The 16,520-nt window shown below is 55.9% G+C and carries 14 protein-coding genes, 1 tRNA gene and 1 pseudogene; 7 read left to right on the plus strand and 9 right to left on the minus strand.

What is annotated here, in order from left to right:
* Positions 1 to 474: a ribose-5-phosphate isomerase gene (locus ACIOTL_RS09930; RefSeq protein ID WP_105659202.1), complete on the minus strand. Its 474-nt coding sequence runs from the start codon at positions 472 to 474 to the stop codon at positions 1 to 3.
* A gap of 289 nt (positions 475 to 763) precedes the next feature.
* Here ACIOTL_RS09930 and pepN point away from each other — a divergent pair, with 289 nt between their 5' ends.
* The 3 genes from pepN to ACIOTL_RS09945 all read left to right on the plus strand — a co-directional run bounded on the left by pepN (position 764) and on the right by ACIOTL_RS09945 (position 4,408).
* The gene (gene pepN / locus ACIOTL_RS09935) at positions 764 to 3,319 is read left to right on the plus strand and encodes an aminopeptidase N (protein WP_400342450.1); all 2,556 of its coding nucleotides are present in this window, start codon (positions 764 to 766) and stop codon (positions 3,317 to 3,319) included.
* Between the two features lie 81 nt (positions 3,320 to 3,400).
* Positions 3,401 to 3,877, plus strand: coding sequence for an OsmC family protein (locus ACIOTL_RS09940; RefSeq protein WP_332486839.1), 477 nt, complete (start codon positions 3,401 to 3,403; stop codon positions 3,875 to 3,877).
* A gap of 12 nt (positions 3,878 to 3,889) precedes the next feature.
* Complete coding sequence (locus tag ACIOTL_RS09945; protein WP_105659199.1) at positions 3,890 to 4,408, plus strand: globin; 519 nt, start codon at positions 3,890 to 3,892, stop codon at positions 4,406 to 4,408.
* 56 nt (positions 4,409 to 4,464) lie between these two features.
* On the opposite strand, the gene ACIOTL_RS09950 is transcribed toward ACIOTL_RS09945, so the two are convergent.
* On the minus strand, positions 4,465 to 5,124 hold the full coding sequence (locus tag ACIOTL_RS09950) for a hypothetical protein (protein WP_332486837.1): 660 nt from the start codon (positions 5,122 to 5,124) through the stop codon (positions 4,465 to 4,467).
* Positions 5,125 to 5,297: 173 nt separating this feature from the next.
* Between ACIOTL_RS09950 and ACIOTL_RS09955 the strand changes: the two genes are divergently transcribed.
* Positions 5,298 to 6,191 (plus strand): acyl-CoA thioesterase, encoded by an 894-nt coding sequence (locus tag ACIOTL_RS09955; protein WP_400342451.1) that lies wholly within the window; start codon positions 5,298 to 5,300, stop codon positions 6,189 to 6,191.
* Positions 6,192 to 6,222: 31 nt separating this feature from the next.
* Here ACIOTL_RS09955 and ACIOTL_RS09960 read toward each other — a convergent pair whose 3' ends face one another.
* Together ACIOTL_RS09960 and soxR are read right to left on the minus strand one after the other, a co-directional pair.
* A complete protein-coding gene (locus tag ACIOTL_RS09960) occupies positions 6,223 to 7,959 on the minus strand; it encodes an MOSC domain-containing protein (RefSeq protein WP_332486833.1) in 1,737 nt (578 codons plus the stop codon).
* Positions 7,960 to 8,068: 109 nt separating this feature from the next.
* Entirely contained in the window at positions 8,069 to 8,575 is a 507-nt protein-coding gene (soxR, locus tag ACIOTL_RS09965; RefSeq protein WP_400342489.1) for a redox-sensitive transcriptional activator SoxR, read from the minus strand.
* 132 nt (positions 8,576 to 8,707) lie between these two features.
* On the opposite strand from soxR, the gene ACIOTL_RS09970 reads away from it, so the two are divergent.
* A complete protein-coding gene (locus ACIOTL_RS09970) occupies positions 8,708 to 9,214 on the plus strand; it encodes a flavin reductase family protein (RefSeq protein WP_166650788.1) in 507 nt (168 codons plus the stop codon).
* Between the two features lie 68 nt (positions 9,215 to 9,282).
* Here the strand turns inward: ACIOTL_RS09970 and ettA are convergent, their stop codons facing one another.
* From ettA to ACIOTL_RS09985, 3 genes are all read right to left on the minus strand, one after another.
* Positions 9,283 to 10,965, minus strand: a complete 1,683-nt coding sequence (gene ettA / locus ACIOTL_RS09975) for an energy-dependent translational throttle protein EttA (RefSeq protein ID WP_400342452.1) — start codon at positions 10,963 to 10,965, stop codon at positions 9,283 to 9,285.
* A 113-nt stretch (positions 10,966 to 11,078) separates the two neighbouring features.
* Positions 11,079 to 11,528, minus strand: coding sequence for a single-stranded DNA-binding protein (locus ACIOTL_RS09980; RefSeq protein ID WP_400342453.1), 450 nt, complete (start codon positions 11,526 to 11,528; stop codon positions 11,079 to 11,081).
* A 91-nt stretch (positions 11,529 to 11,619) separates the two neighbouring features.
* Positions 11,620 to 12,495 carry a lysostaphin resistance A-like protein gene (locus ACIOTL_RS09985; RefSeq protein ID WP_400342454.1) on the minus strand — a complete coding sequence of 292 codons (876 nt, stop codon included), beginning with the start codon at positions 12,493 to 12,495 and terminating at the stop codon, positions 11,620 to 11,622.
* Between the two features lie 126 nt (positions 12,496 to 12,621).
* Between ACIOTL_RS09985 and ACIOTL_RS09990 the strand changes: the two genes are divergently transcribed.
* A tRNA-Arg gene (locus ACIOTL_RS09990) sits at positions 12,622 to 12,695 on the plus strand.
* Positions 12,696 to 12,775: 80 nt separating this feature from the next.
* Here the strand turns inward: ACIOTL_RS09990 and ACIOTL_RS09995 are convergent.
* Positions 12,776 to 14,488, minus strand: a complete 1,713-nt coding sequence (locus ACIOTL_RS09995; RefSeq protein ID WP_400342491.1) for an FAD-binding dehydrogenase — start codon at positions 14,486 to 14,488, stop codon at positions 12,776 to 12,778.
* Between the two features lie 293 nt (positions 14,489 to 14,781).
* Here ACIOTL_RS09995 and ACIOTL_RS10000 point away from each other — a divergent pair, with 293 nt between their 5' ends.
* Complete coding sequence (locus tag ACIOTL_RS10000; protein WP_105659215.1) at positions 14,782 to 15,999, plus strand: MFS transporter; 1,218 nt, start codon at positions 14,782 to 14,784, stop codon at positions 15,997 to 15,999.
* Here the strand turns inward: ACIOTL_RS10000 and ACIOTL_RS10005 are convergent.
* Positions 15,996 to 16,442 (minus strand): annotated as a pseudogene (locus ACIOTL_RS10005) (Lrp/AsnC family transcriptional regulator). The gene ACIOTL_RS10000 and the pseudogene ACIOTL_RS10005 overlap by 4 nt on opposite strands.
* Between the last annotated feature and the right edge of the window lie 78 nt (positions 16,443 to 16,520).

Raw genomic sequence — 16,520 nt, forward strand, 5'->3', positions numbered from 1 at the left:
CTAGTCGATGACCTCGCCGGTCGTTTCATACGTGGCGATCTTGCCGATGCGGCGTACGTGGCGCTCCGCTTCGCTAAATGGTTCAGCTAGGAAGGCCTCGATAAGTTCCGCAGCTTCTTCTACTGAGTGCTGGCGCCCGCCAACGGCTATGACGTTGGCGTTGTTGTGCTCACGGGCCAATTTCGCGGTATCCATGTTCCACGCCAGTGCGGCGCGAATCCCTTCGACCTTGTTGGCAGCAATTTGTTCGCCGTTGCCGGAGCCGCCCAAGACGATACCCAGTGCGTCCACGCCCGCGCGCTGGTCATCAACAACAGCTTGTGCCGCGTTGATGCAGAATGCCGGGTAATCATCCTCCGGGTCATAGGACTTCGGGCCGTGGTTGACCATTTCGTAGCCCTTGGCGGTCAGGTGCTTTACCAGGTAGTCGCTGAGCTCAAGTCCTGCATGGTCAGTAGCGATATGCACGCGCATAGTCGATTGCCTCATTTACTAGGGAGGGTTCTTTTACTTTCCTATCTAGGATAGCGACCGCGGCACGCGCTCCGGCTACTTCTCAGCTGCGCATCACGGAGTATGAACCGAATAAGTCTCCGAGGCGTCCCAAAGCGTGCAATTTCGGGACGCTATTGGAAAATTGAGTAAATTGTTCGGCCCGATGACTTGCGCAATGCCCGGTCAAAGGTGACACAATAGACAGATATTCAATATTCATTTCACAACTTCCACCGGTGGATAGCCATCGCCAAGAATTGGAGAACCCATGCCAGGAATGAACCTCACTCGCGCCGAGGCCAGCGAACGCGCAAATCTGCTCAACGTTGACAGCTATGAGGTAAGCCTGGATCTTACTCGCGGTGAGCGCGTCTTCACTTCCAAGACTACGGTGCGGTTCTCCGCCACCGCCGGCGCTTCGACATTCATTGACGCAGTCACCGACTCGGTACGCTCCATCAATCTCAATGGCGTCGAGCTGGACCCAGCGCAGCATTCAGATGGCATCCGTATCCAGTTGCCGAACCTCGCCGCAGAAAACCTACTCGTGATCGACGCGGACGCGCTGTACATGAACACCGGCGAAGGCCTGCATCGATTCGTAGACCCAGTGGACCAGGAAGTCTACTTGTACACCCAGTTCGAGGTCGCGGACTGCCGGCGCATGTTCGCCGTCTTCGAGCAGCCTGATTTGAAGGCCACCTTCCAGTTCTCGGTCACCGCGCCAAAATACTGGAACGTTGTTTCCAACGCCCCGACTCCTGCGCCAGAGGAAAACGGGAATTCAGCAACTTGGGCCTTTGCCCCAACCCAGCGGATCTCGTGCTACATCACTGCCCTGATCGCAGGCCCCTACCAGGTCGCCCGCGATTCGCTGGTTTCCTCCAGCGGCCGCACCATCGAGCTGGGTGTCTTCGCCCGCGCATCCATGATGCAGTACCTGGACGTCGAGAACATCGTCACCGTGACCCGTCAGGGTTTCGAATTCTACGAGAAGAACTTCGGCACCCCATACCCATTCGAGAAGTACGATCAGTTGTTCGTTCCCGAATTCAACGCAGGCGCCATGGAAAACGCTGGAGCGGTGACCTTCCTCGAGGAATACATCTTCCGTTCCCGTCCAACCGGTGCCATGATTGAGCGCCGCGCGATCACCATCCTGCATGAGCTGGCACACATGTGGTTCGGTGACCTGGTCACCATGAAGTGGTGGAACGATCTGTGGCTCAATGAGTCCTTCGCAGAATTCATGTCCACTCTGGCGGCCGCGCAGAACACCGAGTTCACCAGCGCTTGGACCACCTTCAATACGTTGGAGAAGAACTGGGCCTACCGCCAGGACCAGTTGCCTTCCACCCACCCCATTGTCGCGGAGATCAATGACCTTGAAGACGTAGAGGTCAACTTCGATGGAATCACCTATGCCAAGGGGGCCAGCGTTCTGCGCCAGCTGGTAGCTTTCGTAGGCCAGGAAGAATTCATGGCTGGCGTACGCGAGTACTTCGCCAAGCATGCCTGGAAGAACACCGAGCTGCCAGACCTGCTCAAGGAACTGGAAGCCGCCAGCGGCCGCGATCTCAGCGGCTGGGGCGCATCCTGGCTGGAAACCGCTGGTGTGAACACCCTCAAAGCCGAAATTGAAACCGGCAATGACGGTGCTATTACGTCCTTTGCCATTCGCCAGTCCGCCGTTGCCCAGTTCCCGACTTTGCGCCAGCACCGACTTGCTGTTGGCTTCTACTCGCTCGATGAGGCCGGAACGCTGCAGCGCGTGCACCGCGAAGAACTTGATATCGATGGCGAGCTCACCTTCGTTCCCGCGCTGGCCGGCATGAAGCGCCCGGATTTGGTTCTGCTCAATGACGATGACCTGACCTACGCGAAGATCCGCCTGGATGAAGTTTCCTTGGCGACTGCCACCGAGCATCTGAAGGACTTCCAGGAGTCGCTGCCGCGCACTCTTGTTTGGTCAGCCGCGTGGGACTCTGTACGTGATGCCGAAGCCCCTGCAAGCACCTACGTCCAGTTGCTGCTGAACAATATTGGCCACGAGGTGGATTCCACGGTGATCATGGTGCTGTTGCGCCAGCTGAACACCTCGCTGGATCTTTTTGTTGCTGCAGAACGCAGCGAAGAACTTTCGGTGCAGGCTGCCGACCAGCTGTGGCAGCTGGCTTCCAATGCTGAAGCAGGCTCCGACGCGCAGCTGCAGTTCGTCAAGGCCTTCGCGCACCGCTCGCGCGCCGCCGCCCAGTTGGATCGCGTCAGGAACTTGTTCGACGGCTCGGCAAGCTTGCCAGGCCTGGCCGTTGACACCGATTTGCGCTGGTCCTTCGCAATCGCGCTGAGTGCCGGCGGCTACCTGAGCGATGCTGAACTCGACGCAGTTCTGGCCAGCGACGACACGGCCAAGGGCAAGGCGTCGTGGTACACCGCGCGAGCTTCCCGCCCAACTGCAGAAGCAAAGGCAGAGGCATTCGGGGCGGCAACCGCTGCTACCTTGTCCAACGATCAGCAAAGCGCCGTCATTTCCGGTTTCAACAACGTGCACCAGAACGCGTTGATCTCCGGATACGCCGAGGACTACTTCGGGCTGCTCGTCAACGCGTGGGAATCCTACTCGCATGAGATGGCCAAGCAGATTGTGATCGGCTTCTACCCCAGCTCCAACGTCTCGCAGGAAACTTTGGACCAGACGGATGCATTCCTGGAATCCCTGGGATCCAAGCACGCGGCGATGCGCCGTCTGCTGGTGGAATCGCGTGCCGACGTGGTCCGGGCTCTCGCTGCGCGTCGGGCGGACGCCGAGGCACTAGAAATCTAGGGTCGCTCGGATGGTGGCGGCGGCTTCTGCTCAATGCGGAAGCCGCCGCCACCTTTCGGTTAAAAGTGGGAGAATAGACCTATGGACCTCTCGCAACATGAATATCGGGTAGGGCTCGAATGGACAGGCAATCGTGGAACCGGAACGGAAAGCTACCGCAGCTACGGCCGGGACCATGTATTGCGCGCATCGGGCTTGCCAGATTTGCCGGGCACCGCGGATCCAACATTCCATGGGGATCGCGATCGCTGGAATCCAGAACAACTCCTGCTTGCTGCCCTGAGCCAATGCCACATGCTCTCGTATCTGCATGTAGCAGTTACCCACGGCGTGAATATCACGGGTTATACGGACGATGCTTCTGGAACACTGCGTCTCAATCGGGATAACAGCGGTGAATTCACCCAAGCCATCTTGCGGCCCGTCGTTTACCTTGCCGATGAATCCCAACGAGAACTTGCCGATTCGCTCCACTCCCAGGCGAACAAGGTTTGCTTCATCGCCCGGTCCGTCAACTTCCCGGTTCTCCACGAGCCGGTATCCCCTAGCTCCTCCTGAGGATTTTTACGAATGACTGAAAACCTGCCACTTGCACATGACCCGAAAAAGGATCCCTTCAGCAATCCCCTGGTTCTAGGCCGATCCAGCCAAGAATTCTTGGATGCCGCCGAAACGCCGATCGACGTTGCCAACTATCCCGGTACCTTCTACGCAGAGGTTGGCGGTCGCGAGATTTTCGCTCAGCTGACCAAGAATTTCTACAGTTCCGTTGCCGAAGACGAGGATTTCCGTCGGATGTATCCAGAGAAGGAGCTTCGGGCTGCCCAAGTTCGCCTCCAGCTGTTCCTGGAACAATACTGGGGTGGTCCGACAACGTTCTCCGAGCATCGTGGCCACCCTCGGCTCCGCATGCGTCATGCAAATTACCCGGTGAACGGCCACTACCGTGATGTCTGGCTGGGCCATATGAACAAGGCTATCGACCAGCTAGAGCTGCCAATGCTGCAGGCCGAAACCCTTCGGGACTACTTTGAGCGTGCGGCTCACTCGTTGCTGAACACTCCGGATGAACACCGGAATCTGCTCTAAGAATTTATGGACTAGAACCGCCACGGGCGAGTTCTAGTCCATATCCTTATTACTGCTTAGCCGAGCAAAGAGGCTTTGCGGACAAGGACATGCCCTCGCTCGTTACTCAGTCGAGTCCAACTGCCATTGCGGAATACTCGGCTTTGCCCGCCAGGCGCCAGGAAACCCAAGGCATGCATGGCAAATGCGGAGCCCATAGGAATCTTCAAATCTTCTCCTTGCACATCCGCAGCCCAAATTCGCTGCCGTATCTGCACAAGCACAGGCAATCCCGGGTTTTCCGGCAATGCTTGGGCGACGGCGTCGATGCCGTTTTGAGCTGAGGAAGTTAGCATGTCGTTCGCTACGGCTCCTGCATCTTCCCAGCCTGAGACCGGCACGGAGATCCCAGCCCATTTAGGGTTCTCTTCAACCGGTGGGAGCGCGAAGTCGACGGTTGACTCCCCCATGCGAGCAAGGCGATCCTGGATCGATGCCAAGGAATAGCTGGCCTTGAGATCTGCAGGCTGCGCCAAGCGATGAACTCGCATTCCGAGGATGGTATAGCCGCCTTGACCGAGGTCGGAAGGGACCAAAACAGGTACATAGACAGCCAAGGCCGTATTTCGAGCGACGAATTGGGCCGCATCATCTTCAATTGTTTTCGCCCGGCTAATAAAGTTCGCTAAGTCGCTTACTGAATTACTGTCGTCGAAAATCACCGCATCACTAGCCATATATTTATCGTCTCACGGAGCGGCAACTACGCGTGGCGACTTTGCTCATGGCGTGATGCTGCTCCGTGAAACGTATAGTTTTCCTATGAGCCCGAATCTCAACTGAAAATATTACTTTCGAGTAGCATTAAATTTGGTTTTGTTCCGCTATCGCATTCCAAGGAGCCCGCACAGTGACCGAAGACCTAGGCACCACCCAGATCCTGCTGGATCTGTTGAATCTGGATGGAGAAGACCAGGCGCGCACGGATGAGGATATCTTCATCGGCCATACCCCTGAGCAGACTCGACCTCGCGTCTTTGGCGGGCAGGTTCTGGCCCAATCGATCATGGCCGCCACGCGTACAGTTGAAGCGACCCGTGCGATCCATTCCCTGCACGGTTACTTCCTGCGTCCGGGAGACCCGAACCAGAACATCACTTTCGGCGTACAGCGCCTGCGCGATGGCCGCTCATTTTCCGCACGTCGAGTGCACGCCTACCAAAATGGCGAACCGATCCTGTCAATGATCACCTCATTCCAGGAACCGGCAAACGGCCTCGAACACCATGATCCAATGCCTGCCGGAATCCCGGATCCCGAGTCGCTTCCGACTACCGCAGATCTCGTGGGGCACCTGGACCATCCAGTGGCAAAGGAATGGGCTTTCGAACGGCCTTTCGACGTCCGGCATGTTTCGGAACCGATCTACCTTCCAGGAAATTCGGCCAAGCTTGCCGATAGTGCGGTTTGGCTGCGCACCACCTCGGCAATGCCCAATGAGCCCGCCCTGCACCGAGCTGCCTTGGCTTACGCGAGCGACTACATGCTACTTGAGCCTGCCCTGCGAGCCCATGGAGTGCCATGGGTACATCGCGGCTTGAGCATCGCCAGCCTCGATCACGCAATGTGGTGGCACCGGGATTTCCGAGTCGATGAATGGCTGCTCTACGTACTTCATTCGCCATCGGCCTCGTCGGCCCGCGGACTTGGTGCGGGAAAGTTCTACAACAAGGCAGGCGAGCTCGTCGCGACCGTCGCCCAGGAAGGCATGATCCGCCTGCCTGAGTTCGCAGAGGGGCACTAGCCCTCAATCGATAGCGCACCGCCCGCGTGGTTCATGCGTCCAGTTCAATATCGCCTGCTGGTACGGCCATACAGGCGAGGATCTGGCCCGGTGCTACGCGGGCGCTCGGCTCCAACGGGTAGGAAATCCTGCCCCTGAGCAGGCTAACGGCGCATTCGCCGCAAGAACCCGAGCGGCAAAGACTAGCCGGTTCAAGCCCTTGCTCTTCCAGCGCATCAAGCAACACTCCATTCTCCGCACTCCAGGTGAAATTCTTTTCGCTCCCACGACAAGAGACTTCTGCGGGCGGATAGTTCTCAAAAAGGCGTTCCAGATCGGTCGCCGGTGATGCGAAGGTTTCGCTGTAAATCTGCGAAGCAGAAATTCCCGCTTGCTCGCACGCCTCGAATACCATCTTGGTGAACTCTTCAGGCCCGCACACCACCACCCTGCTGCAACCGCGTAGTCGTGCTGCGATCGCAGCAGCCGCTGGCCGCCCCTCGGAGGTGTCGATGCGATCCAAGCTGATTGGCGCCTTCAGCCCGGCAGCCATCTGTTCCAGCCGGCAGTACAAGGCACTGGCTCCGCCACGTTCGACATGGATGAACCTCAGATCTTGGCTGCCATTCACCGCTGCAGCATCCCCGAGCAGCCCCAAAGCAGGAGTGATGCCAATTCCAGCGCTGACGATGGCAGTGCTGGAGCCTAGTACATTAGCCGAGGTCAGCACACCGTACGGCCCTGAGACAAGAAGTTGCTCGTCCTCCTGCAGCTGTGCTATTTTCGCTGAAGCTTCACCTTGGATGCGAACGGCGATACTAATGCCCCGGTCGCTCACCGAGGTGATGGTGTAATTTCTCCACAGCGGATCTGGCAAGTGAACCCTTAGATGCATGCCCGGTTCATACTCAGACTTAATCCATCCGTAAGGATCGTGAAGCAGCAGTTCGACTACTCCTGAGCCCAAGTCCTCGTTTCGAAGTATGGTCATGAACCGTGGAGAGATCTTCACTGGAACCAGTTCTTCGGCTTCTGTTGCTTCGTTTTCTATTTCAATTGAGGCGCCAGTCTCCAAGACCCCGGATTCCAGAACGGTTCCATAAATGCCACAGTGAACGTGGCCAAAGTGCGTTGCCAGCAAACGGGGTCCGTTGGTATCGACTTCGGTAGTATCCGGATTTACCGAGGTTGCTGAGCAACGGGCGATTGATTTGGTAATGGCAATACGGGTTTCGCCTATGCGCAGCACTTTGCCAATAAGCCCATATTCCGAGTATGCGGGCAGGCCTTCCACCACAAGGTTGCCTCGATACCGCCGGGGATCCAAGTGCACCCCGGATACTCGCGACAGCTCCGCAACCGTATTGGGGTTAATAATCGAAATGCCCGACAGTCGCGAATCGAACATTCCTTGCGGTGCAGACACCAATCTTCGCGGTTTTGGCCCCTGCGCCGGCAAGTGATTCGACAGATAGGCGCTGGCGGCATCCCTGCCATGCTGGCTACTGGCATCAAAGGTCAATGGTGCCGCACCTGTAGATGCTGGCGCGGTCATGGTGATAAGTGGAAAACTGGATTCAACTTGCCACTTTTGCAGGCTCTTGTTGTTCTTGAGAATAGTGAAGCTTAGGCAGCTCTGCCACTGCCCGTCTTGGTGCTCAATTGTGCCGTTTCCGAAGGCGACACAGCGATCGCCCTCTAGCCCGCTTCCCTTTTTGGCTGCGACCGAACTGACTGCTTCGCCTGGTAGCCCTTTAACAGGAAAGCGATATATTTGAGCAATTTTCATGATTACATTCTAGTAAGTGCCGAGTTCAGTACGGGAGTTCCAGGCGGCGCCAATCGAAGGCGCCAGAGGATATCGGAATTTCAAAACAGGTAATGTTCTGCCCCTCCGGCTACATGGACTGCTCCCCGGCATCTGCGGGTGCTTCCAATCGCCGCGCGCCCACACCTTCACGCGCCAATTGGTCTTCCGGATTCAGGAGGCTGCAGGCCTGCATCGACAGGCAGCCGCATCCAATGCATCCCATAAGCCGATCTTCTAATTCCTCGATGGCACGCCGCCTCGCTTCGAGTACTTTCTTCCATTCCTCTGTCGCGCGAAGCCAGTCTCTTTCCTCGGGGATTTTTCCCATCGGCACTGGTGCCAAAGCACGCTTGATGTCGCTGAGTGGGATGCCCAACTTACGGCCGACACTGATCAACGAGATACGACGCAGCAAGTGGCGAGGATAGCGTCGCTGATTCCCCGCTGTCCGCATGGAAACGATCAGCCCAATATCTTCGTAATAATGCAGTGCAGATCTGGCCACACCAGTGCGTTCGCTAACCTGCCCGATGCTTAGCAGCTCACGCCCGGGAAAATCTTTTTCGCAATCCCCAGATTCCGCTGTGTGAAGCATCACCACCCCTTTCCTTGACCTCAAGTTTACTTGAGGTCTTAGGGTGGAAGTATTCAAAGTTGTTGGCAAAAGCTCGGGCTTTTGCATCAGTTACTGGAGTTTTATTCCAACTCCAGGCAAAGGAGCGGCTCAGTGAGCGAATTATCAGATGGATTCCGTACAGCCTTCCGTCACCATCCTGCTGGAGTAGCAGTGATTACTGCAGCGGTCGACGGGGCATTCTACGGTTTAACTATCTCTTCCCTCGCTTCACTTTCCATTGATCCCGTTGCCGTTTCGTTCTCGCTGGCCAAAGAATCCGGCGCTGCCGGCGCTGTGCTAGCAGCACCGAGTTTCGTGATCCATATGCTCGGCGAAGACCAGCACGAGCTGGCAAATAATTTCGCGCGCCCGGGTGCCCCACGATTTACCAGCGATCAACATTTCCGGGTCTTGCCCACCGGCGAGCCACATTTCATCGAGGCTCCCGTTGCTTTCCGCGCCAGTATCCACTCCTCCATCAGCGTTGGAGGCTCCCGCCTGATTGCTGCTGAAGTCCATGCGGTACTCTTCGGGCATGCGCAACAGCAACACCTGCTTTACCAGGATCGCGAGTATCTGAAATTGTCCGGATTGCGTGCCGATTCGACGACGAGCTAATTGAACGATGCCTCCTGCGGCATAAAAATAGCCGCCACAAATGTGGCGGCTATTTTCATGCCCGTGGATTAGTCGCGGGTCAGGCGACGGTGGGTAACACGGTGCGGCTTAGCCGCGTCGGCACCCAATCGTTCAACCTTGTTGCTCTCGTAAGAGTCGAAGTTGCCTTCGAACCAGTACCAGTTCGATGGGTTCTCCTCAGTGCCCTCGTACGACAAGATGTGGGTCGCGACTCGGTCCAGGAACCAACGGTCGTGGGAGACCACTACAGCGCAACCCGGGAACTCAAGCAGCGCGTTTTCCAACGACGACAGGGTTTCAACGTCCAAGTCGTTAGTAGGCTCATCGAGCAGCAACAGGTTGCCACCCTGCTTGAGGGTCAGTGCCAGGTTCAGACGGTTGCGCTCACCACCGGAGAGAACACCTGCCTTCTTCTGCTGGTCTGGGCCCTTGAACCCGAACGCCGAAACGTAGGCACGCGATGGCATCTCAACTTGACCGACGTTGATGTAATCGAGGCCGTCAGAAACGACCTCCCACAACGACTTCTCTGGGTCGATATTTTCGCGATTCTGGTCGACATAGGAAATCTTGACCGTGTCGCCGACCTTCAGGGTGCCACTGTCAAGCTCTTCCATGCCAACGATGGTCTTGAACAGGGTCGACTTGCCGACGCCGTTGGGACCAATGACACCCACGATGCCGTTGCGCGGTAGCGAGAAGGACAGACCATCGATCAATACACGATCGCCGAATCCCTTCTTCAAGTTTTCGGCTTCGATTACCAGCTGGCCCAGGCGCGGGCCTGGCGGAATCTGGATTTCTTCGAAGTCCAGCTTGCGGGTGCGCTCGGCTTCCGCAGCCATTTCCTCGTAGCGCGCCAGACGAGCCTTCGACTTAGTCTGACGGCCCTTGGCGTTCGAACGAACCCACTCGAGTTCTTCTGCCAGACGCTTAGCAAGCTTCTGGTCTTTCTTGCCCTGAACTTCCATGCGCTCGCGCTTCTTCTCCAGGTAAGTGGAGTAGTTGCCCTCGTATGGGTGCAGGCGACCGCGGTCAACTTCACAGATCCATTCGGCGACATGGTCCAGGAAGTAGCGGTCGTGGGTTACGGCCAGCACGGCGCCCGGGTAAGATGCCAGGTGCTGTTCCAGCCACAGTACGGACTCTGCGTCCAAGTGGTTAGTAGGCTCATCGAGCAGCAGCAAGTCCGGCTTCTGCAGGAGAAGCTTGCACAGTGCTACACGTCGACGTTCACCACCGGAGAGGTGGGTAACTTTCTCGTCGCCTGGTGGGCAGCGCAGCGCGTCCATTGCCTGTTCGAGCTGATTGTCAATGTCCCAAGCGTCGGCAGCGTCAATCGCTTCCTGCAGCTTGCCCATTTCTTCCAGGAGCGTGTCGAAGTCGGCACCGTCCTGTGCCATCTCTTCCGAGATTTCGTTGAAGCGAGTGATCTTTTCATAGATCTCGCCAACACCTTCCTGGACGTTGCCCAGGACGGTCTTTTCTTCATTCAGTGGGGGTTCCTGCAGCAGGATGCCTACCGAGTAGCCCGGTGAAAGACGCGCTTCACCGTTGGAGGGAGTATCGATCCCCGCCATGATCTTTAGGATCGTTGACTTACCAGCACCGTTGGGTCCCACGACGCCAATTTTGGCACCGGGGAAGAACGACATGCTGACATTGTCAAGGATGACTTTGTCGCCAACGGCCTTGCGAGCCTTGGTCATCGTGTAAATGAATTCCGCCATGTTCTTAAGGCTAGTCTGTTGCGGGGGTCATTTCCGAATCCACACACCACTATTTTGGGTTGGTGGTGCCCGGATTCACACGAAACCCTCAAACACCACCAGAACACGCGTCTTCAGGCCGCTTCCCCATCCTCGCTTTGCCAGCTCGCTTCAGTGTCGGACGAACGTGACGGGTGCTGCACACGCTCCATTTCGCCGGTATCTGTCCGTACACGGTTGAAGGAACTCGTTCCAAAACGCAGATCGTGACCAATTGAATAAGCCTCGATATCTGCGCTATTCCCTCGCGAGCCATCTGCTCGTTCGAATTCTCGGATCTGCAACTTTCCGAAAATCATTACATGGTCGCCTTGCCCCAGGGATTCCATGGAATTCTCTCCCAGGGTACGGAACGCCGAAACCGCATACCAATTGGTCGGCCCGTCGACCCACTGCCCTGTTTCAAGATCGCGTTTTCGCTCATGCGTCGCTACTCGGAATTTCAAGATAGAAACGCCCTTGGGCGTAATGCTGAGTTGAGGTTCCGTTCCGACAATTCCGCGGATTGTCACAAGATCGCTCATTGGACTGCCTCCTATTGGATACAAATGGCAGAAGCCTTTTCTGCCATTGAATCCGATGATGGCGCACCGCAAGATCCGGTCGGACGCAAAGTCAACGGCCTGTGGATAAATCTTTAGCCCATTGAGGTTTGAATGCGCCTTTCAATAGCATGGCGGCTATGACGATTCCTGGCAAGATCCAGCCGGACCAACCCATGATTGATGCTTTTGTTGCGTCCAAAGGAACTCCCATCACCATAAACAGTGAAACCAATCCCACGCTGGCGTTGAAGGCTCCATGCGCCAAAGCCGCTGGCCATACGGAATCACTGTAGGTACGCAACCAGCCAAGGAAGGCGCCAAATACGGTACACATGCCGCACATAGCCATGACTCCCCACGCGCCCGCAGCCATCGGATAGTTGTAGCCCAGAAGCACCAATGGTGCATGCCAGATTCCCCAGACGACGCCGGATACAAGAATTGATACAAGTTGCCCATAAGGCTGCAGGCGAATCCAAAGCCATCCCCGCCAACCAATCTCCTCTCCTAAAGCAAACAAGGAATTCATGAGGCCAGCGACAACTATCAACCCCGCCTGTCCGAGAAGGTAGATTGTCGGGCCTTCCTGGCCGGAGACAACGCGCAGTACGGTGAAATTCTGCAGATCACCAGGGAAGACCCCTAGCCATGTTCCGATGAAGGGCGCTTGAAGTATGAGCCCGAGCGGAATCACATAGGACAGCACCAGTGCGATGGCAAACTTCCCCGGACGCTTGATTGGCCAGAGCCCAACCTCGGAGGTGAAGCTCGTTAGCCGGCGTTCGACAATGGCAATCACTAGAGCAGCGATGGTCGGGGTAAACATCATTGCCATGGCGATTCCTGGAAGCTTGGCATCATTTATGCCTTCTCCCATCCAAAGCGGCAACGCTACGGCCCAAGCTAAAACCACGCTTAGCACACAGAAGCACACGATGCTCAACACGCTACCGATTCTCAATTTCGGCAACTTACCTACTCCTAATCAGATGATGATCTACATTCGCTTCTCCAGCCTATCGGCCTCAAGTCGTATTTTTGGTGATCAATGAGCTAAACTATTTTCGGTTATGCCTCCGTAGCTCAGCTGGATAGAGCAAGAGCCTTCTAATCTCTAGGTCGCCGGTTCGAATCCGGCCGGGGGTACGAAATAAACCGCCGTTCACTTGGTAATACAAGTGAACGGCGGTTTTCGCATCTATCCAGATCTAGGAATTTGACCAGTGTTAGGCCTCATTTCTAGCTTGAGGCCCTTTCCGGCCGAGCCTGTCAGCCAGCCCTCGTCCTATTTGCCGGCCACTAAATATGCACCCGCCCAAGAAAGTTCCTTCCAGCGCGTTGTACCCATGCATCCCGCCGCCCCCGAATCCAGAAGCTTCACCGGCCGCATAAAGCCCGTCAAGAACTGTTCCGTCGTATTTGAGGACTCGCCCAGATAGGTCTGTCTGCAGTCCGCCTAATGACTTTCGCGTCAGAATGTGCAGCTTCAGAGCTATCAATGGCCCCGCCGCAGGATCGAGTATCCTGTGCGGAGCAACTGCTCGGGTCAAACGGTCTCCGATGTACTTTCGGGCATTGCGGATAGATTGAATTTGGCGATCTTTGCTAAATGGATTTTCAGTTTGCGAATCACGAACCATTAATTGCTGGTGAAGCCGCATCGGATCAATATGTGCTTCCGGCGCGATTGCATTCATCTTCGTCACGAGCTCCTCGACGGTAGTCGCTGAAACGAAATCCGCACCTTTGTTCAAGAAATCCGTGACCGGCCCCGGAGCACCCTTGCCAAAGAACCGGTCCTTGATAACTCCGGCTTTATCCCGATTAGTCAGATCTGGATTTTGCTCCGACCCTGACAGCGCAAACTCCTTCTCGATAATTCGCTGATTCAGCACGAACCATGAATAGTCGTACTTTCGCGCAGTGGGATCGGTGCGCAGGTATTTCAACGTGCCCAAAGTGTCGTGCCCCGGAAGGCAAGGAGGACGAAGGCGGTTCCCTTCGGCATCGAACCACATCGGGCTTGGACCGGGCAAAATTCTAATTCCATGAGCGGGCCAAATTGGGTTCCAATTCTGGATTCCCTCTGTGTAATGCCACATTCGATCGCGGTTAACAAGACGCGCCCCCACCTCCTGCGAGAGTTCAATGCCGCTGCCGTCAACATAATTCGGAACGCCGGTAATCATGCGCCCCGGCGCGATGCCGAGCCTGTCGGGCCAGAGTTTCCGAACCAGGTCCTGATTTCCGCCTATTCCCCCGGTTGCAATCACCACTGCTTCAGCCGAAAACTCGAACTCCGAAACCACGTTTCTTGACGACTGTTGCCCGCGTGGAGCGTCATCAGGCGACAAGACCTCACCGCGAACGCCGGTAACTGAACCGTCAGTGGTCACCAATCCAGTAACCCTGTGGCGGTTGAGCAACTCGGCATGTCCCGTTTGCAGTCCGTCGAGCACCCTATTCACAAATGGCATCGATACCCCGGTGCCAGTTCCCCAGGCGATGTGAAATCTGGGTACAGAATTCCCATGCCCTTCGGCGCGACCATCGCCGCGCTCTGCCCAGCCCACAACTGGAGTCAGATCTATGCCTTTTTGCTTGATCCAGGACCGTTTTTCAGTAGCTGCGAACTCCACGTAGGCTTTGGCCCAACGTTGCGCCCACAGGTCCTCATCGTCCAACCGGTCAAATTGTGCACTATGCTGCCAATCCGACCAGGCAAGGTCAAAAGAATCACGAACTCCCAAGCGGCGCTGTTCAGGAGTATCAACGAGAAACAGTCCCCCAAAAGACCAGTAAGCCTGGCCGCCGAGATTACCCCTGTTTCCCTGATCCAGGATTCGGACTCTCAGTCCTGCATCAAGTGCCTCGGACGCTGCAACCAGCCCGGCCAATCCAGCACCCACGATGATCACTCCGCATTGTTCGGAACTCAACTTCACGATCCCACCTCTGCACGCAAGAAATTTACGAGTTTTCATCTCGAGCGTACTTCCCGGTGGGCAATGCCACCATACCCGTATTTTCCGCAAAGAAATCTGCTGACTAGCGAGAACTTTCGTTCTTCACCACCGTTTCTTTTCCTGGTCCGGCCGTCGAATCTGTGAATGTCATGATCGTGAGCCGTGCAGCGGCGCATAATCACTCAGAATCCCGACTGAACAGTAACTTATCCCCCTAATTTGAGATAAACTCTAGGAATTGTAGAAATCGAAAGGGACAGTGCCCGATGACCCAACTGGTCGCCCACCTCGCGCGACAGAGAATCACGGAACGCACCAGCATCAATCTAATATTCCTTCTTGCAGGATTATCTTTTGCGACTTGGGCAGGCCGCCTCTCCATTATCGACGCTGTTTTCGATTTCTCTGGCTTGAACCTCGGATCGTTCTTGATTTGCAGCACCATCGGAACTTTGCTCGGAATCTCCCTTATTCCGTCGGTGAGCAAATTCGTTCCAACACGCCGCCTGTTGTGCTGTTTGCCCATCGGATTAGCAGCATGCTTGGTCGTACTGGGCATAGCCATTTCGATAACCGAGGAAGCCACTCTTGCCTACGTAGCCCTGTTCTTTTACGGGCTTACTTTTGGCTGTTTGGACATCATGATGAACGTCAGCGGCGCACAGGTTGAACGTCGTGTCGGCCGCAGCATCATGCCTTCCCTTCATGGGTTCTTCAGCCTGGGAACCCTAATTGGCGCCGGGGTGGCAACAGCAACCATTTCCTTGAATATCTCGAGCCTTTGGCACTTCTCGTTTGTCGCGGTCATCATTCTTCTTCTCGCTTACGTTGCCCATCGAGGTATTACCTGCTGGGAAAACGAAAATTTGGTTCCAATCAACAAGGATGTCCCCCAGAACCGAATTCAATCAACGCACAAAATGGGACTCTTGCTGCTGCTTGGCATAATGGTCGCCGGTTTAAGTTTCAGCGAGGGTGCGGCCAATGATTGGATTGCCGTTACTTCGGTTGACGGGCACGGTTTCAAGCATCAAATTGGCGCGCTCATGTTCACCTTGTTCGTCGCAGCAATGACGCTGGGACGCTTTGTCGGCGGTCGCCTTGTGGACCGCTTCGGCACGAAAAATACACTCCTGATCATGGGAATTATCGGCCTTCTCGGCGTCGGCTTGTTCATCACCGGCACAAGTCCCTCCCTAGTAGGCCTCGGTGCAGCATTGTGGGGCCTCGGTAGCTCGCTCGGCTTCCCCTTGGGCATGAGCATCGCTGCTTCCCGCGGAGAACGCCTGGGTCCAAAAGCGGTGAGCATCGTCAGTGCGTTTGGATATGGAGCAATGCTTGGCGGTCCGCCATTTATTGGTTTCGTCGTCGATACCTTGAAGTTGCCTCAGGCCTTATGGATTTGCGCGGTAGTTCTGATTATTTCGTTGTCCTTGACGCCGGCGGTAACCCGCAACCGGAAGCCGTCCGACAAGACGTCCTAGACGGGCAGAACCGCACGCTCCTTGATGTTTCGCATGACTATGGTGCTCGTCAATTTTTCCACGCCCGGTAGATCAACTAGGACCTCGTCGTATACACGCTGGTAATGCGGCAGATCCTTGGCAAAGACTCGCAATAGGAAGTCTGGCTCGCCGAAAAGGCGCTGCGCATCAACTATTAGCTCTTCCCTCTCTACTGCTAATTCAAAATGCTTAAGCTGCGCTCTGTCTTTCAACGTGACGAAAACCAGGGCCTCGAATCCCAGTCCAACCTTCTCCGGGTCAATCACCGCTTGGTAGCCGCTGATGACTCACCTGCGCTCAAGATCTTTGATCCGGCGATGGCAGGGAGCCACCGATAGCCCAACTTTTGCAGCTACCGCGGTAGCGCTCATCCGTCCGTCATTCTGCAACTCGGCCAAGATCGCACGGTCTAGTTCATCCACGAAATCAGACTACAGCACAAATAATTTGCGCCATTTAACGCCAGAGCAATTTTTTCTTGCCGAAGGGCCGGGTATCCC

Source organism: Glutamicibacter sp. NPDC087673 (assembly GCF_044743255.1).
Lineage (GTDB): Bacteria > Actinomycetota > Actinomycetes > Actinomycetales > Micrococcaceae > Glutamicibacter.